The 20,859-nt window shown below is 63.8% G+C and carries 22 protein-coding genes; 11 read left to right on the top strand and 11 right to left on the bottom strand.

The window, feature by feature from the left end; genetic code table 11:
* Positions 1 to 335 precede the first annotated feature (335 nt).
* Positions 336 to 530: a cold-shock protein gene (locus C481_RS08120; RefSeq protein WP_006108691.1), complete on the top strand. Its 195-nt coding sequence runs from the start codon at positions 336 to 338 to the stop codon at positions 528 to 530.
* 103 nt (positions 531 to 633) lie between these two features.
* On the opposite strand, the gene mce is transcribed toward C481_RS08120, so the two are convergent.
* The 4 genes from mce to C481_RS08100 form a co-directional block, all read right to left on the bottom strand.
* On the bottom strand, positions 634 to 1,017 hold the full coding sequence (mce, locus tag C481_RS08115; RefSeq protein ID WP_006108690.1) for a methylmalonyl-CoA epimerase: 384 nt from the start codon (positions 1,015 to 1,017) through the stop codon (positions 634 to 636).
* Positions 1,018 to 1,353: 336 nt separating this feature from the next.
* A complete protein-coding gene (locus tag C481_RS08110; protein ID WP_006108689.1) occupies positions 1,354 to 3,855 on the bottom strand; it encodes a PQQ-dependent sugar dehydrogenase in 2,502 nt (833 codons plus the stop codon).
* Between the two features lie 170 nt (positions 3,856 to 4,025).
* Positions 4,026 to 5,708, bottom strand: coding sequence for an acyl-CoA mutase large subunit family protein (locus C481_RS08105; protein WP_006108688.1), 1,683 nt, complete (start codon positions 5,706 to 5,708; stop codon positions 4,026 to 4,028).
* Positions 5,709 to 5,813: 105 nt separating this feature from the next.
* On the bottom strand, positions 5,814 to 6,095 hold the full coding sequence (locus tag C481_RS08100; RefSeq protein ID WP_006108687.1) for a hypothetical protein: 282 nt from the start codon (positions 6,093 to 6,095) through the stop codon (positions 5,814 to 5,816).
* Positions 6,096 to 6,312: 217 nt separating this feature from the next.
* Here C481_RS08100 and C481_RS08095 point away from each other — a divergent pair, with 217 nt between their 5' ends.
* The gene (locus C481_RS08095) at positions 6,313 to 6,537 is read left to right on the top strand and encodes a hypothetical protein (RefSeq protein WP_006108686.1); all 225 of its coding nucleotides are present in this window, start codon (positions 6,313 to 6,315) and stop codon (positions 6,535 to 6,537) included.
* Here C481_RS08095 and C481_RS08090 read toward each other — a convergent pair whose 3' ends face one another.
* Positions 6,538 to 7,185, bottom strand: coding sequence for a GNAT family N-acetyltransferase (locus C481_RS08090; RefSeq protein WP_006108685.1), 648 nt, complete (start codon positions 7,183 to 7,185; stop codon positions 6,538 to 6,540). It lies immediately after the preceding gene.
* Between the two features lie 109 nt (positions 7,186 to 7,294).
* Between C481_RS08090 and C481_RS08085 the strand changes: the two genes are divergently transcribed.
* From C481_RS08085 to C481_RS08070, 4 genes are all read left to right on the top strand, one after another.
* A complete protein-coding gene (locus C481_RS08085) occupies positions 7,295 to 9,286 on the top strand; it encodes a S9 family peptidase (protein ID WP_006108684.1) in 1,992 nt (663 codons plus the stop codon).
* Positions 9,287 to 9,362: 76 nt separating this feature from the next.
* Complete coding sequence (locus tag C481_RS08080; protein WP_006108683.1) at positions 9,363 to 9,713, top strand: DUF7347 domain-containing protein; 351 nt, start codon at positions 9,363 to 9,365, stop codon at positions 9,711 to 9,713.
* A 116-nt stretch (positions 9,714 to 9,829) separates the two neighbouring features.
* On the top strand, positions 9,830 to 10,564 hold the full coding sequence (locus C481_RS08075) for an AzlC family ABC transporter permease (protein ID WP_006108682.1): 735 nt from the start codon (positions 9,830 to 9,832) through the stop codon (positions 10,562 to 10,564).
* A complete protein-coding gene (locus C481_RS08070) occupies positions 10,554 to 10,865 on the top strand; it encodes an AzlD family protein (RefSeq protein ID WP_083860902.1) in 312 nt (103 codons plus the stop codon). The genes C481_RS08075 and C481_RS08070 overlap by 11 nt, the downstream gene beginning before the upstream one ends.
* A gap of 36 nt (positions 10,866 to 10,901) precedes the next feature.
* Here C481_RS08070 and C481_RS08065 read toward each other — a convergent pair whose 3' ends face one another.
* The gene (locus tag C481_RS08065; RefSeq protein WP_006108680.1) at positions 10,902 to 11,840 is read right to left on the bottom strand and encodes a hypothetical protein; all 939 of its coding nucleotides are present in this window, start codon (positions 11,838 to 11,840) and stop codon (positions 10,902 to 10,904) included.
* Positions 11,841 to 12,240: 400 nt separating this feature from the next.
* Between C481_RS08065 and C481_RS21660 the strand changes: the two genes are divergently transcribed.
* Entirely contained in the window at positions 12,241 to 12,588 is a 348-nt protein-coding gene (locus C481_RS21660; RefSeq protein ID WP_152422159.1) for a hypothetical protein, read from the top strand.
* A gap of 170 nt (positions 12,589 to 12,758) precedes the next feature.
* On the top strand, positions 12,759 to 14,441 hold the full coding sequence (locus C481_RS08060) for an aldehyde ferredoxin oxidoreductase C-terminal domain-containing protein (RefSeq protein WP_006108679.1): 1,683 nt from the start codon (positions 12,759 to 12,761) through the stop codon (positions 14,439 to 14,441).
* Between the two features lie 42 nt (positions 14,442 to 14,483).
* Here the strand turns inward: C481_RS08060 and C481_RS08055 are convergent, their stop codons facing one another.
* The 3 genes from C481_RS08055 to C481_RS08045 all read right to left on the bottom strand — a co-directional run bounded on the left by C481_RS08055 (position 14,484) and on the right by C481_RS08045 (position 16,006).
* Positions 14,484 to 14,765 carry a MoaD/ThiS family protein gene (locus tag C481_RS08055; protein WP_049904531.1) on the bottom strand — a complete coding sequence of 94 codons (282 nt, stop codon included), beginning with the start codon at positions 14,763 to 14,765 and terminating at the stop codon, positions 14,484 to 14,486.
* Positions 14,766 to 14,851: 86 nt separating this feature from the next.
* A complete protein-coding gene (locus tag C481_RS08050) occupies positions 14,852 to 15,361 on the bottom strand; it encodes a YciE/YciF ferroxidase family protein (RefSeq protein WP_006108677.1) in 510 nt (169 codons plus the stop codon).
* 75 nt (positions 15,362 to 15,436) lie between these two features.
* Complete coding sequence (locus tag C481_RS08045; protein ID WP_006108676.1) at positions 15,437 to 16,006, bottom strand: NAD(P)/FAD-dependent oxidoreductase; 570 nt, start codon at positions 16,004 to 16,006, stop codon at positions 15,437 to 15,439.
* Between the two features lie 259 nt (positions 16,007 to 16,265).
* Here C481_RS08045 and C481_RS08040 point away from each other — a divergent pair, with 259 nt between their 5' ends.
* The 3 genes from C481_RS08040 (at position 16,266) to C481_RS08030 (ending at position 18,592) form a co-directional block, all read left to right on the top strand.
* Positions 16,266 to 16,835, top strand: coding sequence for a uracil-DNA glycosylase (locus tag C481_RS08040; protein ID WP_006108675.1), 570 nt, complete (start codon positions 16,266 to 16,268; stop codon positions 16,833 to 16,835).
* A gap of 232 nt (positions 16,836 to 17,067) precedes the next feature.
* Entirely contained in the window at positions 17,068 to 17,979 is a 912-nt protein-coding gene (locus tag C481_RS08035; RefSeq protein WP_006108674.1) for an SDR family oxidoreductase, read from the top strand.
* Positions 17,980 to 18,061: 82 nt separating this feature from the next.
* Complete coding sequence (locus tag C481_RS08030) at positions 18,062 to 18,592, top strand: YciE/YciF ferroxidase family protein (RefSeq protein ID WP_006108673.1); 531 nt, start codon at positions 18,062 to 18,064, stop codon at positions 18,590 to 18,592.
* 43 nt (positions 18,593 to 18,635) lie between these two features.
* Here the strand turns inward: C481_RS08030 and C481_RS08025 are convergent, their stop codons facing one another.
* Together C481_RS08025 and dnaJ are read right to left on the bottom strand one after the other, a co-directional pair.
* Positions 18,636 to 19,397, bottom strand: coding sequence for a hypothetical protein (locus tag C481_RS08025; RefSeq protein WP_006108672.1), 762 nt, complete (start codon positions 19,395 to 19,397; stop codon positions 18,636 to 18,638).
* A 69-nt stretch (positions 19,398 to 19,466) separates the two neighbouring features.
* Positions 19,467 to 20,639: a molecular chaperone DnaJ gene (gene dnaJ, locus C481_RS08020; protein WP_006108671.1), complete on the bottom strand. Its 1,173-nt coding sequence runs from the start codon at positions 20,637 to 20,639 to the stop codon at positions 19,467 to 19,469.
* Positions 20,640 to 20,859 lie beyond the last annotated feature (220 nt).

Genomic DNA, 20,859 nt, shown 5'->3' with positions numbered 1-20,859 from the left:
TCCGAGGGCCGAACTCGAGGAGTCGGTCGGTTCAGACGGGCCGTCGTGAGCCATTTTCGGCGCGATCGCAGGACGGTTCGCGGTCGCGCGGGAAATCGGTACAGCAGTCCGTATCAGTCAGCGACGGATTCCCCAGGGCCGGCGGGACCCTCGAGTATTACGAGCAGCGGTCGGCAAATCCCCTTCTCGATGTGAACAGACGTTTAGCAGGCGAATAACGGCCAGTGACGGTGTCTACGCCGAGTTCAGCTCCGGTCAGTCTCGATCGCGTGTCACTCCTGTAGGCGGGCCCTTACGGAACCCTTATCTGTGTGACTCTCCTCTCTCGAAAAGCAATGGCGAAAGGAACTGTCGATTTCTTCAACGACACTGGCGGCTACGGCTTCATCGAAACTGAGGACGCGGACGACGACGTATTCTTCCACATGGAGGACGTTGGCGGTCCAGACCTCGAAGAAGGTACAGAACTCGAGTTCGACATCGAACAGGCAGACAAGGGCCCGCGGGCGACGAACGTCACCCGACTGTAACGCGGCCGACGAGTCAATTTCGTATTTTGTGCGACGCTCCACGGAGTAGGGAGTGCCAACGCTGAGAACGAGACCCGAGAGCCGAGTGACGGCAGCGTCGTCCTTAGTGCTCGACGAGTTCGATCAGAATCCCGCCAGTATCCGCTGGGTGCAAGAACGCGACGGTATGTCCCCACGCGCCGGGGCGGGGCTCCTCGTCGACGAGGGACACGTCGTGGGTGCGGACGGTGTCGAGCGCGTCGTCGATGTCGTCGGTCGCGAGGGCGAGGTGGTGGATGCCGGCACCGTTCGATTCGATGTATTGAGCGATGGTCCCCCCTTCGGTTGGTTCGAGGAGTTCGAAGTAGCCGTTCCCACAATCGAGAAAGACGACGCGCATGCCGTCGAACGTCTCTTCGTGCGCGATTTCGAGGTCGAACAGGGCGGCGTAGCGTTCGGCGAGTTCGGTTGCGTTCTCGGTGGCGATGCCGGCGTGGTCGAAGTGCATGTCAGAGGTGTGTTCGAGCAACGGCAAATATCGAAGGGTTGCTGCAGGTCTCACGAGGGGGATAGCGGTGGCCACCGAATCGCGACGCGGCCGATCGTTGCCCGGTTGTAGGTGCGTTGGGTATCGCCGTCCGAGACGGACGAAACGCCGTGACAGTGCCGTGACAGCGCGACGGGGTCCCGCTCTAATGGCCGCCTACAGCCGCGTCAATCCGAGTTTTACGGGCGCGAACTGTTCGAGCGCGACTTCGAACGTGGAGCGTCCACGAATACCCGTCACGGGAGCTCAAAAATAAGGTGCGGTTGATCCGCGAGCGGCTAGCGAGCCCGACTCGCGTTACTCCTCGATCGTTTCGTTGCCGTCGGTTTCGGTGGACTCGTTTCCGGTCGTTTCGTTACCGTCCTCGCCGACGGGTTCGTCCTGCGTGTCTTCGGTCGCTTCTTCGTCCGTTTCCTGTTCGTCCGCGTCCTCGGTATCCGGCATCGAGAGTTCTTCGCCCTCGTCGGGTGCGACGAACTCCATGACGACGCCGGTATCGCCTTCGGGGACGCCTTCCTGGTTCGCGAGGACGTAGACGTTGCCGTCGGAGTCCTGGCCGAATTGGCGGACGAAGTAGGGGAACGAGCCGTCGTCGGTGCCCGAGACCTGGAGTTCTTCCATCTCCCAGAGTTCGTCCCGCGGGACTGCTTGATCGTCGGTGGTCCCGTCGTCGGCGGTCCCGTCGTCAGCGGTGTCGTCGGTCGTTCCGTTCTCGGTATCGTTGGTGACCGTCTCGTTGGAGTCGGCCATCCCGTTGGTACCGTTCTCTGCGGTGGTGTTGTCGACGGTTTCGTTGCCGGTCGTGTCGGCCGATTCGGTCGTGTTATTGGTCGTGTCCGTAGCGGTGGTATTGCCTTCGGATTCGGTGCCGTTGTCGGTCGTTTCCCCGGCGGTTTCGTCATCGGTCGTTGTCTCGTCGGTCTCCCCACCGCCCGTCGTTCCGTCGGGATCGGTCGCTGCGAGCAGTCGACCGGCGGGTTCCTGGCGCGACGGGTCGGCGGTCCAGTCGCCGAAGATGTACTTGCCTTGGAGATTTTCGATCTGGCTGCTCTCGTAGACGTGGCCGCCGATGATCGTGATCCCGACCATCTCGCCGTTGTAGACGTGGGGATACTCGACGATCGGATCCTGGAGTTCCTGCCCGTTGTACGGCGCTTCGTCGGTGGCCGTGTCGGGACAGTCTTCCGGCGGATCGCTCGGCGTGTCCGTGCTGAAACAGTGCGTTCCCTCCTTGACGTTCCAGCCGTAGTTGCCGCCGGATTCGACGATGTTTGCCTCCTCGTAGAGGTCCTGTCCGGCGTCGGAGGCGAACAGTCGTCCCTCGCTGTCGAACGAGATGCCGAACGGGTTTCGGAAGCCCCACGCGTAGTACTCGTCGAGGCCCTCTTCCTCGTCGACGAGGGGGTTGTCCTCCGGAATGCCGTACGGTTTGTCGCCGGTTCCGGGGTCGGTTCCAGTATCGGTATCGGTCTCGGTCTCGGTATCGGTTTCCGTCTCGTTCTCAGCTTCGGCGGTGCTCGTCTCGGTATCGGTTTCATTGCCGATCTCGGAGTCCGACTCGGTGTCGGTAGCCATCTCGTCGTCGGTACCGACGCCTTCCTCGGTATCGGTATCACCGGTCTCCGTCGCTCCGCTACTGACGTCGATCCGATGAATCCCGCCGAGGAGGTTCTCACTCACGTCCTGTCCGTTCCCGCCCGCGTTCTCGTCGTACCAGTCCTCGACGTGGCCCTCCATATCGTCGTTCGCTCCGCCGCCGTCGCCCATCGGCACGTACAGGCAACCGTCCGGACCGAACGCCATCGGCCCGGCGTCGTGGTTGTACTGGGGCTTCTGGAACTCCATCAGCACTCGTTCGGAATCCGGTTCCCCCTGCGTCAGATCGTCGTTCGCCTGGAACTCGGCGACAACTTCAACGTGACTCCAGCCCTCTGGCGTCTCGTCGTTCGGCGGCGCGCTGTAGTGCAGGAAGAATCGTCCGTTGTCGGTGAACTCCGGATGCAACTCGACGCCGAGCAGTCCCCGCTCGTCGTAGTCTTGATCCGGATCCGCGTAACTCCCCTCGAACGTCCCGAGTTCGACGAGGCGATCGCTCACGTCGATGAACGGCTCGTCCTGAACGCCATCGCCGTCGATGACCCAGAGCTCGCCCGTCTGGTCGGCGACGAAGTATCGGTCCTCGCCTTCGACGGCGGCGAAGTCCGTGGGTGCCGTCATCCCCTCGCCGATCGTCTGCAGGCCGATCTCCGCCCCGGGCTGGAAGAACGGTTCGGCGTCCGTCTCCTCCTCCGTTCCGTCGTCGGCCCCGCCGTTCCCGCCGATCGAGATGTCCCCTCGCATCGTCGCTCGGTGGGGTTCGCAGTAGTACTCGGCCATCTCGCTCGTCGCGTCGAACTCGAGCGTCTGCGTCTCGCCCTCCTCGCTCATGAGTTCGGTACGCTCGATCTCGCCGCCGTCGCCGTCGACGATGACGATGTTGTGTGCGGCGCCGTCGAGGTTCTCCCACGTGACCTCGTAGGTAGTTCCCTCCTCGAGTTCGAGCGTGGGATTCGTCTCGCCCTCGATGTCGGACGGCGACTGGCCGACCCAGCCGCTCGTCTCGCCGCCGAGTTCGATCGTCTCGCCGTTCTGTGCGAGCCCGAGCGAACTGACGGCGGTAAGCCCGCCCGCGGCGGCGGTCGCCTGGAGCATTCGCCGTCGTGTGGGTAACCAGGACGCGCCGTCCGATCGGTGATACTCGTACTCGTCGATGTCCTCGCCCGTCGGTTCAGAATCGCGTTCGTGCTCGTGTTTGCTCATCGTGCACTCACCACCGCGTCGGCTGGTGATTGGATAAACAACAGCGACCGTTCCTTCGAATTTGCGGGTCAATCGTGTATTGGCCCCGAAACGCGGCGCTCACGTTCGAGTGCGGCGGGGAAACGACGATACCTAAACGGGGATTACTCCCGCCTAATAGCGGCTTCTACCTACACCGCACTGCCGGGTTGATATTCCCCGAACTCGTCGCGGAGCACGTTACAGATCTCGCCGACCGTCGCGTACGCCTTCACCGCCTCGATGATGTACGGCATGAGGTTCTCTCCGTCTCGTGCGGCCTCGCGCAGGGATTCGAGCGCCGCGTCGACGGTTTCCTCGTCCCGGTCCTCGCGGACGGACTCGGCGTTGTCGATCTGTCGTCGTTCGTCCTCCTCGGTCACCTCCTGGACGTCCATCTCGGGGTCCTCGTCGACTTCGAACTCGTTGACGCCGACGATAATCCGCTCGTTGTCCTCGATTTCCTTCTGGCGGTCGAAGGCGGTGTCCTGGATCTGGCGCTGGACCCACTGCTGTTCAACGGCGTCTAACATGCCGCCGCGGCTGTCGACTTCGTCCAGAATCTCGTAGGCTTCTTCCTCGACGTCGTCGGTCAGCGATTCGACGTAGTAGCTGCCGGCGAGCGGGTCGATGGTATCTGCTGCACCCGACTCGTGGGCGAGGATCTGCTGGGTTCGAAGCGCGGTTCGGACGGACTCCTCGGTCGGCAGCGCCAGCGCCTCGTCCTTGCCGTTCGTGTGCAGGCTCTGGGTTCCGCCGAGCACCGCGGCGAGAGCCTGGTAGGCCACCCGGACGACGTTGTTCTCGATCTGCTGGGCCGTCAGCATCGAGCCCGCCGTCTGGGTGTGGAACTTGAGCTGCTTCGATTTGGGGTTCTGCGCGTCGAAACGCTCGTCCATGATATCGTGCCACATCCGGCGGGCGGCGCGGAACTTCGCCACCTCCTCGAAGATGTTGTTGTGCCCGTTGAAAAAGAAAGAGAGCTGCGGCGCGAACTCGTCGACGTCCAGGCCGGCCTCGAGTGCCGCCTCGACGTACTCGATGCCGTTCCCCAGGGTAAAGGCGAGTTCTTGGGCGGCCGTCGATCCGGCCTCGCGGATGTGGTAGCCCGAAATGGAGATGGTGTTGAACTTCGGGGTTTCCTCGGCGCAGAACTCGAAGATATCCGTGATGATCCGCATCGAGGGTTCGGGCGGATAGATGTAGGTGTTGCGAGCGATGTACTCCTTGAGGAGGTCGTTCTGGATGGTGCCCCGAAGCTCCTCGCGGTCGACGCCCTGCTGGTCGCCGACGGCGATGTACATCGCGAGCAGGACGGATGCGGGCGCGTTGATCGTCATCGAGGTGGAGACCTCGTCGAGGGGGATGCCGTCGAAGACGGTTTCCATGTCGGCGAGCGAGTCGATGGCGACGCCGGCCTTGCCGACCTCGCCGGCGGCCATGTCCGCGTCGGAGTCGTAGCCCATCTGTGTCGGCAGGTCGAACGCCATCGAGAGCCCGGTCTGGCCCTGATCGAGCAGGTAGTGATAGCGTTCGTTCGTGTCCGCCGGCGTCGAGAAGCCGGCGTACTGGCGCATGGTCCACAGTCGACCGCGGTAGCCGGTCGAGTAGACGCCGCGTGTATAGGGTGGCTCGCCCGGATAGCCGAGATCGTCCTGGTAATCGAGACCGGCCACGTCGGCGGGCGTATAGAGTCGATCGACCTCCTGACCGCCCGTATCCGTCGTGAACGTCTCCTGGCGTTCACCGAATCGGTCGAGGATCGGGTCGACCTCCGTCTCCCGCCAGTCGTCCCGTCCGGCACGGATCTCCTCGAGTTCGTCGGGATCGAACATTATGAATACCGTCGACCGGGCAGGGCTTGAAGGTTGATGAACGCGCCTTGTTTGCCATCGAATAGCGAGCCGACAGGGCGCGGCCGTCGCTGGTCGGGTTCGTTCCTAAATAGCGTCATCGGGGTCGTGCTCTTCTGCGACGCGTGCGGCTTCGGCGGCGTAGCGCTCTCGCGTTGAGTGGTCATCGACCGTTCCGAGTTCGTCGGCCGTCACTGAGAGACCCGCTTTCGTCTCGCGAGCCGGGCCCGTAAAACTCGGAAGTGCACGTTCTCGGCGGTGGTAGTAGCGTCCGTCCGTCGTGGCGTACACCAGGATGATGAGGTTGAGTTCGTCGTCCGAGTAGGTGCGTTCGACGAGCCAGACGCGGGTCGTGTCGTCAGTGTCCATGGGTAGCTTGGGCTGTCACTATGTCCGCTTGTATTGCTCGCTGTGCTGGTACTTGTTTTCGTCCCTTTCTCAGTCGCTGCGTCCATCGCTACGTGGCATTCCGGATCGGATGTGTGGTTCGTTCGGCCGGGGGCATTCTTCCTCGGACTTGATTGACTCCGTTACTCTCACTATAATCGCCACATCCGTTTTTGTCTTCCGTGACTGAATCACCGATATGGGATCGTCGCTTCCGCCACAGTCGACAACCGATAAACCGCGTAATCGGCGTCGAGCGGCGCTGTACGTGCTGCCGTTTCTCTTGCTCGGACTCTTCTATCTCGTCATCCTGGTCTGGTGGGGACTCGATCCGCTGTGGGGATTCGTGATTCTGCCGCCGATTCTCGGCGTGAGCGCGATCGCGTGGGTTGCGTTCCGCCACGGGTTCGATCGACAGCCGTGACTACCGTCCGGTATCGTACTTGTAAGTCGCCGAGTCAGGATCGATTCCGAAGTCCTCGGCGGAGTCGTCGTCCGAGGCCGTCGACCGGCCTTCCGGAGCGCGTTTGAACGCCTCTCGAAGGCGGTCCGGCATTCGGAATTGGTCGACGTCGATAGCGAGTGCGACGGCATCGGGGTCGGTTCGGTCGCGTTTCTCCGAGAGGCGCTCCTGGAGGACCGCCGGGAGTTGCGACTCCTCGATCCGCCGAAAGCCGAACTGGGCCACGTAGGCGCTCTCGCCGGTCAGCGAGTAGACCGTTTCGAACCCCTCGTCGCTGGCGTACTCGATCAGTCGTTCGATGACGTGAGCACCGACGCCCTGTCTGCGCCAGGACTCGAGTACGCCGATACTGGTCAGTTCGCAGACTTCGGCAGGCTCCTCTCGAGTCGCCCCAGTCTCGTTACCGTCACCGTCGTCGCTCTCACCCGTCTCGGTCCCGCTGTGATCCTTGTGAATTCGTATCCGGCCGAATCCGGCCTTTTCCCCGGACTCTTCGTCCACGGCGACGACGTAGTCGCGCGAGCGGAACGCCGTGTCGTCGAGCCCCATCGACTCGATATGATCGAGCAGCCAGACCTCTTCCCTGTTTTTCGCGTCCCGCACGTACATGATTTGACGTACGGCACTGATGGCCAAAAGGGTTTGTGGGGGTCCTGCTCCGACTGAACAACATGATAATTCCCTAATTATTAAGCTATCAGAGAGTGATGTGGTCACGATGAGCAAGGACGACGGAGACGCGCTCGAAGCCCTCGCATCACTTCCGACGATCGCCCATCCGACCCTCTCGCCGAACGGGCGCGACGTCGCGTTCTACTACGACACCACCGGCCGCAACCAGCTTCACGTCCTCGACACCGAAACCGGTGAACTCGACCGGTGGTCCGACGGCGACGTCCCGCGCAACGCCCGCTGGTTCCTCCGCTGGGACGCCGACGGCGACCGCGTGTTCTTCCACCGCGACGACGACGGCGACGAGCAAAACGACATCTACGCACTCACCCGTGACGGGACGGCCGAGTCCGTCCTTGAACTCGACGGTCAGGCGACGCTGCAAGATGTCAGCGCCGACGGTGACACGCTCCTGGTCAACACGAACGCGGACGGCCAGATGAACGTCCACCGCTACGACCGTCCCGCCGACGAGTTCAGCAAACTGACCGACTACGAACGAGCTGCTAGAAATCCGCTGTTTTCGCCGAGTGACGACCGAATCGCGTACGCAACCAACGAGACGGACGACTTCGACAACCTCGACGTGTACGTCGCGAACGCCGACGGCTCCGAGCCGCAGAACCTCGGCCTCGGCGACGTGGGTGCGGAAGCGTTTCCGGTCGCGTGGAGCGGCGGCGGGGGCGGTCGGGGAAACGGGGTCAAGAGCGGAACCGAACGCGGAGACCCGGACGGGAACTCGACCCGACTGCTCGTCACCGACAACACGCCGGATCTTGGACGAACCGGGATCGTGACGTTCGAGGACACCAGTACCGATGCCGGTGCCGATGCGGGAACGGACATCGATACCGACGGCGACGCTCCGGTCACTTGGTACGGCGACGGCGAGTTCGAGGAGTCCGCGGTGGGGTTTCTCCCCGCCGACCGATTTCTCGCGCTTCGCACCCGCGACGCACAGACAGTCCCCGTCGTCTACGACGTGGCAAGCGGCGACGGCCGCGAACTCGACGTACCCGCGGGCGTGACGGCTGTCGGCCACCCCGGCCGACGCGGCGTGAGCATCGACGAGAATCGGCTCCTGCTCCAGCACACCAGCCCGACCAGCCGACCGGAACTGCTCGCCTACGACCTCGAAACGGACACGTTCGAGACGCTTCTCGAAGCCGAATACGGCCCGTTCGCTCCCGACGAGTTCGCCGACGCGGAGTACGTCACGGTCCGATCCGACGGCGTTCCCGAGACCCCCGCCGCGGCGGTCGACCACGAACCGGCGGCTGAACTCGAGATCGGCGCGCTGCTGTACGACTCCGGGGAACGACCGTCGCCGCTCGTCGTCAAGATCCACGGCGGGCCGCGCGCCCGGGACGCCACGGAATTTGACCTCTACACGCAAATGCTAGTCGTGCAGGGTTTTTCGGTGCTGGAGGTCAACTACCGCGGCTCGACCGGCCGCGGCCGCGAGTTCGTCGAGCACCTGCTCGACGACTGGGGCGGGGCCGAACAGGGCGACGTGGCGACGGCCGCGGAGCACGTCCTCGAAACGCGGGAGTGGCTCGATCCCGACCGCGTCGTCGTCTTCGGCGGGTCCTACGGGGGGTACTCGGCGTACTGGCAAGCGGTCCAGTATCCCGACCTGTACGACGCGGCCATCGCCTGGATCGGGCTGACCGATCTCGAGGAGCAGTACGAGACGACGATGCCCCACTATCGCACCGAACTCATGGAGAAGTACCTCGGCACGCCCGCGGAGAATCCCGGCCTGTACGAGGAGCGCTCGCCGATCACCCACGCCGACAACCTCGCGGCTCCGCTCCTGATGGTCCACGGCGTCAACGACAGCCGGGTCCCCGTCTCGCAGGCCCGACTGTTCCGCGACGAACTCGAGTCGCTGGGTTACGAGACCAGCCCCGGCGGCGACATCGAGTATCGCGAACTCGGTGAGGAAGGCCACGCCTCGACCGACCAGCGCCAGCAGCTCCGGACGTTCGAACTGCTCGCGGACTTTCTCGAGCGGCGGGTCGGCGAAGCGAGGTAACGGCGGCTGACGGAGCAATGTGTTCCTTCGGGAAGCCGTGACGAGGTTTATACTCACAGGGCCTGATCGATCGAGTATGGCGATTCCGCACTGGCTCTGTTCAGAGAACCACGCCGCTCACGAACCGTCGACCGCCGAGCGCTCGCTGGAAGCGAACGAGATCGAAACCGTCACCGATGCGTTAGCGGTCCTTTCAAACACGATTCGACTGGAAATTCTCACCGTGTTGTACAACCGGTCGGAGCCGATCTCGTACACGACGCTTCGGGAATCGGCATCGATCGAGGACAAGGGAAAATTTAACTATCACCTCCGGCGGTTGGACGGGTTCGGGTTGCTCTATAGCGACAACGGAACGTATTCCCTGAGCCAGCGCGGCGAAACACTGACCCGAGACATCATCGAAGCGCAGGCCCTGCGGGATTAGCCGTTCTGCCGGGAGAACTCTAGTTCTCCGAGTCTTTAGGTGGGTTTCGACGCTGGACGAGAGTGTGCCGGCTTCGATCAGGTATCACAGGACCGACGGTTCGTGGATGTGGTTCGATGAGTGCTGAGACGTCCGACTCGCCGGCTGAAAGCGAACGCGCCGATCGGACGATGCACTTCTCGATGACGGGGGTTCGCGAGGGGTTTATCGAGTGTATTCCGATCGCGCTCAGCGTCGCCGGATACGGAATCGCCTTCGGCGTGTTGGCCGCTCAATCGGGGGTAACCGTCGCGGAGGCCGCGTTCATGAGTGCGACCGTCCTCGCGGGGGCCGCACAGCTGATCGCGATCGAACTCTGGGCGCATCCGATTCCCGTCGGCACCATTATCGCCACGACGTTCATCGTGAACCTCCGATACGTCTTAATGGGGGCGGCACTCCAACCGTGGTTTAGTCGGTTGTCACCGCTGCAATCCTACGGAAGCGTGTTCTTTACCGCCGACGAGAACTGGGCGTTGACGATGGGTGAGTTCAGATCCGGAAGTCGGCGGGGTGCGTTCCTCCTCGGCAGCGGGTTGGCGATCTGGATCTTCTGGATCAGCGCGACGGTCGTCGGTGCGGTTTCCGGTGCGGCTATCGGCGACCCCGCCCGATACGGGCTCGATTTCGCACTCACGGCGGTTTTCATCGCGATCGCGGTCGAGTTGTGGGATGGACGATCACGGCTTCTCCCCTGGGCGGCTGCGTTCGGCGTTGCAATCGGGGCCGCGTCCGTCCTGCCGGGCCGGTGGTACATTCTACTCGGCGGGCTCGCCGGGTGTTTCGCGGAGGTGGTCCGGGTTGCTGCCTGAATTGCACCTCACGCCAGCCGTCGTCGCGGTCATTCTCGGGATGAGCGCCGTGACCTACATCACGAAAGCGGGCGGCTTGTGGCTGCTTAGTCGCATCGAGGTACCGGAGTACGCCGAAGCCGGCCTCGCGGTGCTCCCCGGGGCGATCATCGTTTCGATCGTCGGTCCCGAGTTGGCCCGTGCCGGCCCGCCCGAGTGGGGTGCTGGCGCGGTGGCGCTTCTCGTCGCCTGGCGGACCGAAAACGTGCTTCTCGCACTCGTCTCCGGCGTGGCGGCCGTCCTTCTCTTCCGCGGCGTGTGACCCTCCCCGATCGCCGGCCGCTCGCTACGATCCACCTCAGTCGCTCGCGAGCGCCGCCTCGAGCCGCGATTCGATCTCGTCTAACTCCTCGCGAATGGACTCCCCCTCCTCGCCCTCGAGTGCGGCGACCTGATCGATGAGCCCCTGCAGCCGCGAGTACTTCTCGTCCTCGTCGACACTCGTCTTCTGCACGTAGACGCTTTCACGGGTCTCGTAGACTTCGTCGGCGGCGAGATCGGTCACCGAGAGGACCACGTCGAGTTTCTCCGGATCGATCCCGAGGACCCACTCGCGCGGGATATCGTACCCGTCGAGGGCGTCGAACACGGCCTCCTCGTCCAGCGGCTGCCGGTGCTCGCGAACCGTTCGGCGGACGGTTCCGTACCGGCCGTGAAGCTCCTGATCTGGCCCCAGTCTGTCGAGCAACGCGTCTCGCGCCGAACCGCGAAGTCGGTCCGTGCCCCGCTGCACGTCCGAGGAGAGGACGTACAGATCCGTCAGTGGGTCCGTCTCGAGGGACGAGGGATCGGCCGCGTCGTCGATATCGTCGAAGCCGTCGAGCAAGGCGGCGAGCAACAGCGCGTCGTCGTGCACGCGTTCGGGCTGGGTTCGCGCCTCGACCGCGGAGACCAGAAACGGGCTCTCGCCGGCGACGGCGTCTTCGGGATCGGGGACGATCGCGTCGTCCGCAATCGTGAACTCGGGGGCGAGCGTGACGACGACGGCGTAGGGTTCGACGCTCGGCTGGAGGTCGGCGACGGCCACCGGGGCGTCCGCGAGCTGGTCGACGAACACGTCGAACTGGTCGCGCCAGAGCGGGCGTTCCTCGCCGCTGTCCTCGAAGCGGACGACGATCCGATCCCCGGCCGTTCGGACGACGCTGAACCGACGGTCCGAGACCGGCGTCTCGAGTTCAGTGCCAGGGTCGAGCGTTTCACACTGGGTTCTGAGGGTGGTCCAGCGCTCGTCGTTCATGTCGCGACCTCCACTCGCGGGGACCAAAAAGCGGGGGCAGGCAAGTGCGCTGGGGTGTGTCGTGTCGCTCGTGCACTCGATAGGAGACGAACGTGAGAGGGTGAACGCTGGATCGTATGGCCGCTGTAGACATTCGGTTTTATATCGACTGATGACATCTTTGTCCGAACAGTAGCGAAATCGGTTATAGTAACCACTGAAACTGTTTACACACCGACCACAAAGCTATCGTGCGATTGAGTGTACAGTGACTGTCAGTGGCTACTATAGCCGAGCGTCGTACTGACCACTCTTGACACAAGTAAATAATTTATATCCAAACACATAGATTGTACAGTAGATGAAGCGACGAACAGCACTCGCTAGTCTATGTCTAATACCTATTACTTCGGGATGCGTGATGAACAACCGAGAGGCAAGACTCGCTAGGGTTGCTATTGGAAACTTCTCATCTTCAGCGGTATCCTTTGAGATACAAATCTTCGAGAGTGAATCCACAGTCTATGACGAATCTATGCGAATAGAGCCAAATTCTGACGATGATGTTACTGTCCCTTCTTTTGTCGTAGAAGAGGATCTCCCTTCAGAACCGGGGGCATATAGAATCGAATACGGTATTTCTGGATCCTCACTCGAGGAATTTGACTTTTCGAACAGTATTGATACTGATTGTGGTCAGGTTCATATTGATATTCGAGAAGCGGATCGAACTGAGATTTTTGTATCAGACAGTTGTGACACCATTTGATGTGTTGTGGAACAGTAATAATTTAAAGTAACAAACGAGAGTACCATTATATATTCGCGGCTGGGTTCCCGGTATCCTGGCGTTCCGGTAGCAGCCATAACCCGTCAATATAGATACTCGAACCAATTCGGTGGCTTACAGCTAAGGTTGTACACCGATAATTGTTCGCCATGCTCCACGCGAACGGCCCGCTGCTCACCGTCGACGTCGGCGAGCGAACGGCCACCGAGACGTCCATCGACGACCTGCTCGCCGACACCGTCGGCGGGCGGGCGACGGCGACCGCGCTCGCCCACGAACGCATCCCGTTCGACGCGGACCCGTTCGGCCCCGAGAACCGCGCCTACCTCTCGACCGGCCCGCTCCAGCAGTCCCGGATGTCCTTTACCGGCCGCATGAACATGACCGGCCTCTCGCCGCTGACCGACGGCCTCGTCTCGACCAACGCCGGCGGCTACCTCTCACGCAACTTCGTCGACACGGCCATCAGCGTCCTCGAACTCACCGGGAAGAGCGACGAGCCGCTCGCCGTCCACGTCACCGATTCGGGCGTCGAGTTCGAGCCGGTTCCTGAACTCGCGGGCGCGACGGTGCCCGAAACGTCGGACTACATGGCCGACCACCACGACCTCGGTCCCGAGCACTGCATTGCGATCGGCCCCGCGGGCGAGAACCTCGTTCGCTTCGCGTCGGTGATGACCTTCGACTCGCGGGCCTTCGGTCGCGGCGGCCTCGGTGCCGTTCTGGGCTCGAAAAACGTCAAGTGCGTCACCTTTGAGGGCGATTCGGCGGCAGCCGTCGAGGTAGACATCCCGAGTTCCCCGACGACGGACGTCCACCGCGAGGCCGCCCAGTCCGACGACCTGATGCGCCGCCAGGGGACGACCGGTAGCACGGAGTTCATCAACGACAACTTCTCCCTGCCCACGCGGTACTTCGAGGACTACGAGTTCGAGAACGCAGACCGTATCGGCGGCGACGCGGTCGAGGCAAAGAAGTATAAGAAGGGCGCGTGCTCGGCCTGCGCCTACGCCTGCAAACTCCCGACGCGGGACGAGGACCGCGGCGTCGAGACGGAGGGGCCGGAGTTCGAGACCGTGTATTCGTTCGGTTCGCTGCAGGGCGTCGGCGACATCGTCGACGTGATGCAGGCCAACGACCTGTGTGATACCCTCGGCATGGACACCATCTCCGCGGGCGTCACCGTCGCGGCCTACCTCGCCGGCGAGGACGAGTTCGGAAACGCGGAACTCGCCCGGGATATCACGGAACGAATCGCCCGCCGTGAGGGCGTTGGCGACGTGCTCGCAGAGGGGGTCGCCCGCTGTCACGACGATCTCGGCGTCGACGATTACACCGTGAAGGGCATGGAGTTCGCCGCCCACGACGGGCGCGTCCTGCACGGTCAGGGACTCTCCTACGCCGTTTCGAACCGCGGCGCGGATCACATGTACGCCGGCATGCTGGGACTCGAGTACAGCGGCGAACTCGATCCCGAGGGGACGCTCGGCAAGGCCGAGACGCTCGTCGCGATGGAGAATCACAACGTGTTCCGCGACACGGGAATCATCTGTGCGTTCGGGGGAGATTACGTCACCGAGGACCGACTCGAAGCGTTGTTCGACGCCGACTACGCGACGCTCCTCGACATCGGTGCCCGTACTGTCGAACGCGAACGGCACTTCAACAATCGTCGCGGCCTCGACCGCGACGACGATCGACTGCCATACGAAATCCCCGATTTCGAGGACGCACTCACGGAGTATTACGACGCTCGCGGCTGGAATCACGACGGAACGGTTGCGGATCGAGCCGCAATTGCGGTCGATTCGGCCGTTCCCTCGGCGGACTGACTCGCCACGTGCCGCTCGACGCTTGCCGGTTCTGGTTGACGGTCACCCGCCGTACACGGACGGCACCAGTCGAATCACGTCGTCCTCGTGAACTCGCGTTGTCAGTCCGTCGATATGCATTATATTTCGCTTGTCGAGCGTCACGACGGTATCGCCCGCGAGCCCCGCGCCGTCGGCGGCGACGAGTTCACCGTCGAGTTCGGGAACGTCGGCTTCGAGTTCGCGAAGGAGGCCGCCGACGGTTTCGGCGGTCGTCTCGTAGCGGACGGTTTTCGTGCCGACGGCGTCGCGGAACGGGCCGAAGAAGACGCACTCGAGTTGCACACGCGGAGTTCGGTGTGCGATCCCTTGTAGTCGCCGGGTCGATCGGCGGGGGACTGCGGCGAGAAACGGCGGTTCGATCCGATCGATTACGACGGGGTTAGCCGGTCCCACAGGGATTTCAGCTCCGAGGCCGTCGCCATCGTCTCGAGTTCGCGGTAGGTCGATTTCTCCTCGTCGTAGTTCGATTCGAGCGGTGCAGTGACCGCCCTGTCGTACTCCAGTCGATCCGCCATCATCGATAAGCCTTCGTAGGCGGTCATCTCGACGCGTTCGGTCATCATGCCCGCGTTCAGGTAGACCATATTCAGCAGGTCGTCGTCCGTGATGGCCTGTTCGAGTTCGAGTCGTTCCTCCTCGAGCGCGTCGAGGATGGGAGCGTCCCTGGCCTCCGCGGGTCGGTCGAGCGCCGCGAACACGTCTTCGATCCGTCCGACCTGGGTTCGGGTTTCGTCGCGGTGATCGGCGAATCCGTCGCTCAGCCGGTCGTTGGTCGCGTTGATCGCCATCTCGTCGAGCGTACCGACGAGTTCCTGTTCGATGTAGTACTGCTGGGCGAGTTTGTGGACGAATACGTCCTCGAAGTCGGTGAACTCCATGTACGTCCGTCCACCGGGAAGTGGGATAGTTTCGAGGCCCGAACGTGCAGGCCGTGATGCGGCGATAGCGGCCGCTCACTCGCTGAGCGACGGCACGTCGGCGGGCGTATCGAAGTCGTGGAAGTGCTCGCCTTTCTCCTTGCTGAGGATGTCGAGGGCCGCCGCCCCGCCGTCGCCGGCAGCGATCACGGCCTGCCACTCTTCGGCGCGCACCATCGCACCCGTCGCGTACAGGTCGTCGACGCTCGTTTCCATGTCGAGACCCACGTCGACCGTGTCCTCGTCGTCGAACGCGAGGTCGAGTTCTTCCGCGAGCGATCGGTCGGCTCCGGTCGCGAGCACGACGTAGGTCGCCTCGTACTCGCCGGCCTCGGTTTCGATTTGGAACCCGTTGTCCGTCTGTTCGATGCCGACGACCGATTCGTCGCCGTTGATCGAACCGCCGCGGTCCTCGACCTGTCCGCGGGCGATTTCGAGGTACTCGTCCCCGCTGAGACTGCGGACGCCGAGGTAGTTGAACAGGTGGGCCTTGTGCATCCAGGTCTCGTCAGTGTCGAAAACGACCGTCTCGAGACCGTTCTTTGCAGTGAAGAGTGCGGCGCTCAGGCCGGCGGGGCCGCCGCCGACGATCGCAACAGCTGGCATGTTCGAATCGACAACGGACGGCGGGATAAACGTTCTGTCGGCAACGCACCCACCGATCGGCGTCGGGTTCGGGGTCGTTCGTCCGTCCGATCGGCGTCGACTCCAGTGAGTTGTTCGGCCGTCCAGTCGGTTATTCGACCGTTGACTCGTTTACCCACCCGATCGCCCGCCAGGAAGTCCGGTCCACTCGCTACTCCTCGTCCGACGGCGAGCATACGTCGGGACACGTCTTTTCCCGCCGGGAGTGTTCCCTTCGCTCATGACAGCGGGATCCGGATCATCGTCCGACTGGGAGTTCGAGACCGCGTTCGCCGACGCACTCGAGAGCGTGCCGGACGAGCATGTCGACCGCGAGCGGTTCGTTCCCGGCGTCGGCCCCCTCTCGGCCGACGTGATGGTCGTCGGCGAAGCGCCGGGGAAACAGGAAGTCGCCCAGGGCGAACCGTTCGTCGGCCAGGCGGGGTCCCAACTGGACCGGGCGCTCGAATCGATCGGCTACGACAGACGGGACCTCTACATCACCAATCTCGTCAAGGTGCGGCCGCCGGAAAACCGAGACCCGCACGCCGACGAGATCGAAGCCTGGTCGCCCGTTCTCGAGGCCGAACTCGAGCGCGTCGATCCGATCGTTCTCGTCCCCCTCGGAAGTTTCGCGACGGCCGAACTCCTCGAAACGGACGAGACGATCACCGACGTTCACGGCCGCGAGTTCGAACGCGAGGGTCGAACCGTCGTCCCGTCGTTCCACCCTGCGGCCGCACTGTACGACCGCAGCAAAGTCGACGCGATCGAGTCAGACTTGGCGACGGCGTTCGCGTTGGCGGAGTGACGTCGTAAAACGGAGCGCCGATCCGGACCGAACGTTGATCGACCGACTCACCCATCTCTCGCCGAACGGCCGGTCGCTGTCCCCCGATGAACCATCCCGCGAGCGGAACGCTCCGGTGGGCGTCGACAGCAACCGCCGGCCGAACGAAACTCGGTCGAGCCGACGGCGTGACTGTTCAGTACGCCTATCGCTCCCCCTCGGGTCTATTCAGTTCGACCGTGTAGTCCGTCGCATGGCTCCCACGGTCCTCATCACCGGCTGTTCGTCGGGTATCGGCCGCGCGGCCGCTCGGACGTTCCTCGCCGACGGGTGGGACGTTTGGGCGACCGCCCGCGATCCGGACGCGCTGGCGGATCTCGAGGCGAACGGGGCGACGACGGAACGACTCGACGTCACCTCAACGGCGGACGCCGAACGGGTGGTCGATCGACTCGTCGCCGAGTGCGGGCGACTCGACTGCCTCATCAACAACGCGGGATTCAGCCAGATGGGTCCCGTAGAAGACGTTCCCGTCGAGAAGGTCCGCGACCAGTACGAGGTGAATACCTTCGGCCCGCACCGATTGGTGCGCGCCGCACTGCCGTCCATGCGCGCCCGGGGCGAGGGACGGATCATCAACGTCACGAGCATCACGGATCGGTTTCCGATCGCCGGAACCGGCGTTTACAGCGGCTCGAAGTCGGCGCTCGCGAGCACCACCCGGGCGCTCCGCCAGGAGGTTCGGGAGCACGGAATCGACGTCATCATCGTCGAACCGACGGTCGTCGCAACCACCCACTACGACCGCACGCGCGACGAACTCGTCGACGTCGACCACAAGACGGCCTATACGGATCTCTACGAGTTACACGAGCAACTCCACACCATCAAGAGCGGCGGGCCGGGGATCACGTCGCCAGAAGCCGTCGCCGAAACCATGCTCGAGGCGGCGACCGTCGACGATCCGAAGCGTCGGTACGCCGTCGGCTGGACGGCGACAGTCGGGGCGGTCATCGCGGCCGCGATTCCCGAGTCGTGGCGAACGCCGCTCATCCACGCCGGCGTCAGGGCGGCGACGTCCCCCGTCGGAAACGCGGCCCTCCGGTGGTGGTTCGCCCGCCACCACCGACCGGTGCCGCCGGACGAGAGCGACCGCTCCCGGTGAGCGGAGTTCGGTCGTGGAGACCGTCCGGTTCGCCGGAAAAACTGCTTTGTGACGGACCCACAAACTTCTAGCGGGGATCACCGTGAGTACGCACGAGGACGACATCCGGAACGCCGCCGACCTGTTCGTCTACGAACTCGAGGCCGCCTACGATATGGAAATTCGCCTGGTCGAAGCGCTGGCGGACATGGCGGAGACAGCGACTAACGATAACCTTCGCAAGGGATTTGCCATCCACCGCACCGAAACGGAGCGGCAGGTCGAGCACCTCGAAACGGTCTTCGAGGCGCTCGGCCGCGAACCGACGCGGCGGGAGAACCGCGTCGTCGTCGGACTGCTAACCGAGCGCGCGCGGTTCGACGACCTCGCGGGCGGTCGCGACGACGCGCTCACAAACAGCTACTACCTCACCGCGGCGACGAAAACGGAACTCATCGAAATCGCGACCTACGAGGGACTTCTGCTGATCGCAGAGCAGGCGGCCCTCGCGGACGACGTGACCGACCCGATCGAGCGAATCGTCGGGCAGGAGACGAAGACGCTCCGGAAGCTTCGGGGACTCGCCGGCGACTCGGGATACGAGGTGCTTCGAGATGCGGTGACCGGCGCGTAGCGCCGGAATCGGGCGTCGAGAGACGGATCAGGCAATCCCTCCGCTACAGCGACACGGCGTCGGGAGCGATGCGGTTCGGCTCCGGAACCGGATCGTTCGACACGGCGTACGCGCCTCGATCGCCCGTCGGTTCGTCGTCCGGTTCGGCTTCGGTTCCGGCGAGAACGATCACGCCCTCGGCGAGCAACGGTGCGACCACACCTGCCGCGACGGTTTCGGGGGCCGACAGCGGCGCGCGAACGACGACCCGAGTTCCTGTCTCGAGACCGTAGTCGTCGATCACGTCAGCGGCCGTCTCGATCACGTCCTCGTGCGTGTCGGTCCGCTTCCCGTCGGTGAGAAGCCCCGTTTCAGGGTCGAGCGTCTGCGGCGGGAACGACGGATTTTCGCTCCAGAGACCGGCATCGAAGTGGCTGACACCCGGTGTGGTCGGCTCGTCACCGTATCCGAGTTTGCCGGTTCCCCGCGGCAGGTCGTAGCGTCCAGTCTCGATGTCGTCGATGGGTGCGACCAGCGCCTGCAGGTCGTCCGCGTCGGCGAGGTCGGTCGGCGGCTCGAAGCGCGTTTTGCCGCCGAGCAGCGTCGTCCCGAAACACGCGAGCAGGGCAAGCGGGCCACCGCCGACGACGCCGACGGTCGTCCCCTCGTGAACGCCGACGTGTCGCAGGAAGTTACCAGCCTTCCAGGTCGTCGTACACAGCCAGTGTGCGTCGAACTCGCGGCCCGTTCCGTCGACGAGGACCGTCCGGTCATCGCGGCGGCCCCTGCCGAACAACTCGTCGACTGTCGCGACACGCTCGGTCATACCCGGTACTGGGTCCGCGACGAAAAAAGCGCGCCGAAACGAGCGCCCGAGCGAGAGCCGAGTCGCCGCTCAGAACGCGCGCTTGATCCGCTCGAAGAAGCCTTCGTTGACCTCGATCTCGTCGCCGCCCGCCTCGGCAAACGCCTCCAGGGCCTCGCGTTGCTCCTCGTTGAGCGAGTCCGGCGTGACGACTTGCACCTTCACGTAGAGATCGCCCTGCCCGCGCCGCCGCAGTCGCGGCATCCCCTTCCCCTGTATCCGGAACGTCTCCCCGCTCTGGGTTCCCTGTGGTACGTCGAACTCGACGGCCCCGTCGAGCGTCGGCACCTCGATCGCGTCGCCGAAGGTCGCCTGCGGGAACGAAATCGGCAGCCGGTAGCGCAGATCGTCCCCGTCGCGCTCGAACTCGTCGTGCTCGCGGATCGCAACGTCGATCAGCAGGTCGCCGCGGGGGCCGCCGTCGGGACTGGGCGCACCCTCGCCCTCCATCCGGAGCGTCTGGCCCTCCTGAATGCCAGCCGGCACCTCGACGGTGAGCGTCGCCTCGTTGCGGACGTAGCCCTCGCCTCGACATGAGTCGCAGGTCTCCGAGTAAAGGGTTCCCTCGCCCTCACACTGCGGGCAGGTCGTCGTCTGCTGGACGCGACCGAGCGGCGTCTGCTGGACCTGCGTCACCTGCCCGCGACCCTGACACTCCGAACAGGTTCGAGACTCGGCATCCGGCGGGTGGCCCTCGCCGCCGCAGTCATCGCATTCCTCGGGGCGCTCGACGGAGAACTGCTTCTCGACGCCCTCGAAGGCCTCCTCGAGTTCAATATCGAGTTCGGTGCGAAGATCGCGGCCCTTCTGTGGCCGACGACGACCCCGACCGCCGCCGCGGCCGCCGCCCCCGAAGACCTGTTCGAAGATGTCGCCGAGACCGCCGCCACCCATGCCGCCACCGCCCATGCCGCCGAAGGGGCCGCCGCCCATACCGCCACCCATGCCGCCTTCGCTGGCGTCGAAGCCGTGTTTCTCGGCCTGTTCGTAGCGGTCGTGGCCCATGCGGTCGTAGGCCTGGCGCTTTTCCTCGTCGGTCAGGACCTGCTTTGCCTTCTGGATCTTCTTGAACTTCTCCTCGGCGTCCGGGTCGTCGCTGACGTCCGGATGGTACTCCGTGGCCTTCTTCCGGTACGCCTGTTTGATCTCCTCGGCGTCCGCGTCCCGACTCACACCGAGTACGTCGTAGAAGTCCTCGCTCATTCGTTGTTCCACCGATACTCGGTTGAGCCACTTGAAACGACCGTTCCCCGAAAACGATCGCCCGTCTCCTGTCCCCAGCCAGTACGCCCCGGCAACTGATCGGATACCTGGCGGCTGAACTCGGTGCACTCCGTGGGATACGATCCGTCGCTGGCTCTTTCCTGTCCGGGTAGTCACGATCACAAGACGTAATACGTAAGTGGATAGGTCGGGCCATCAG

Source organism: Natrialba asiatica DSM 12278 (assembly GCF_000337555.1).
Taxonomy (GTDB): domain Archaea; phylum Halobacteriota; class Halobacteria; order Halobacteriales; family Natrialbaceae; genus Natrialba; species Natrialba asiatica.
Note: the sequence above shows the minus strand (reverse complement) of the source record. Positions and strands in the feature narration are given on the sequence as shown.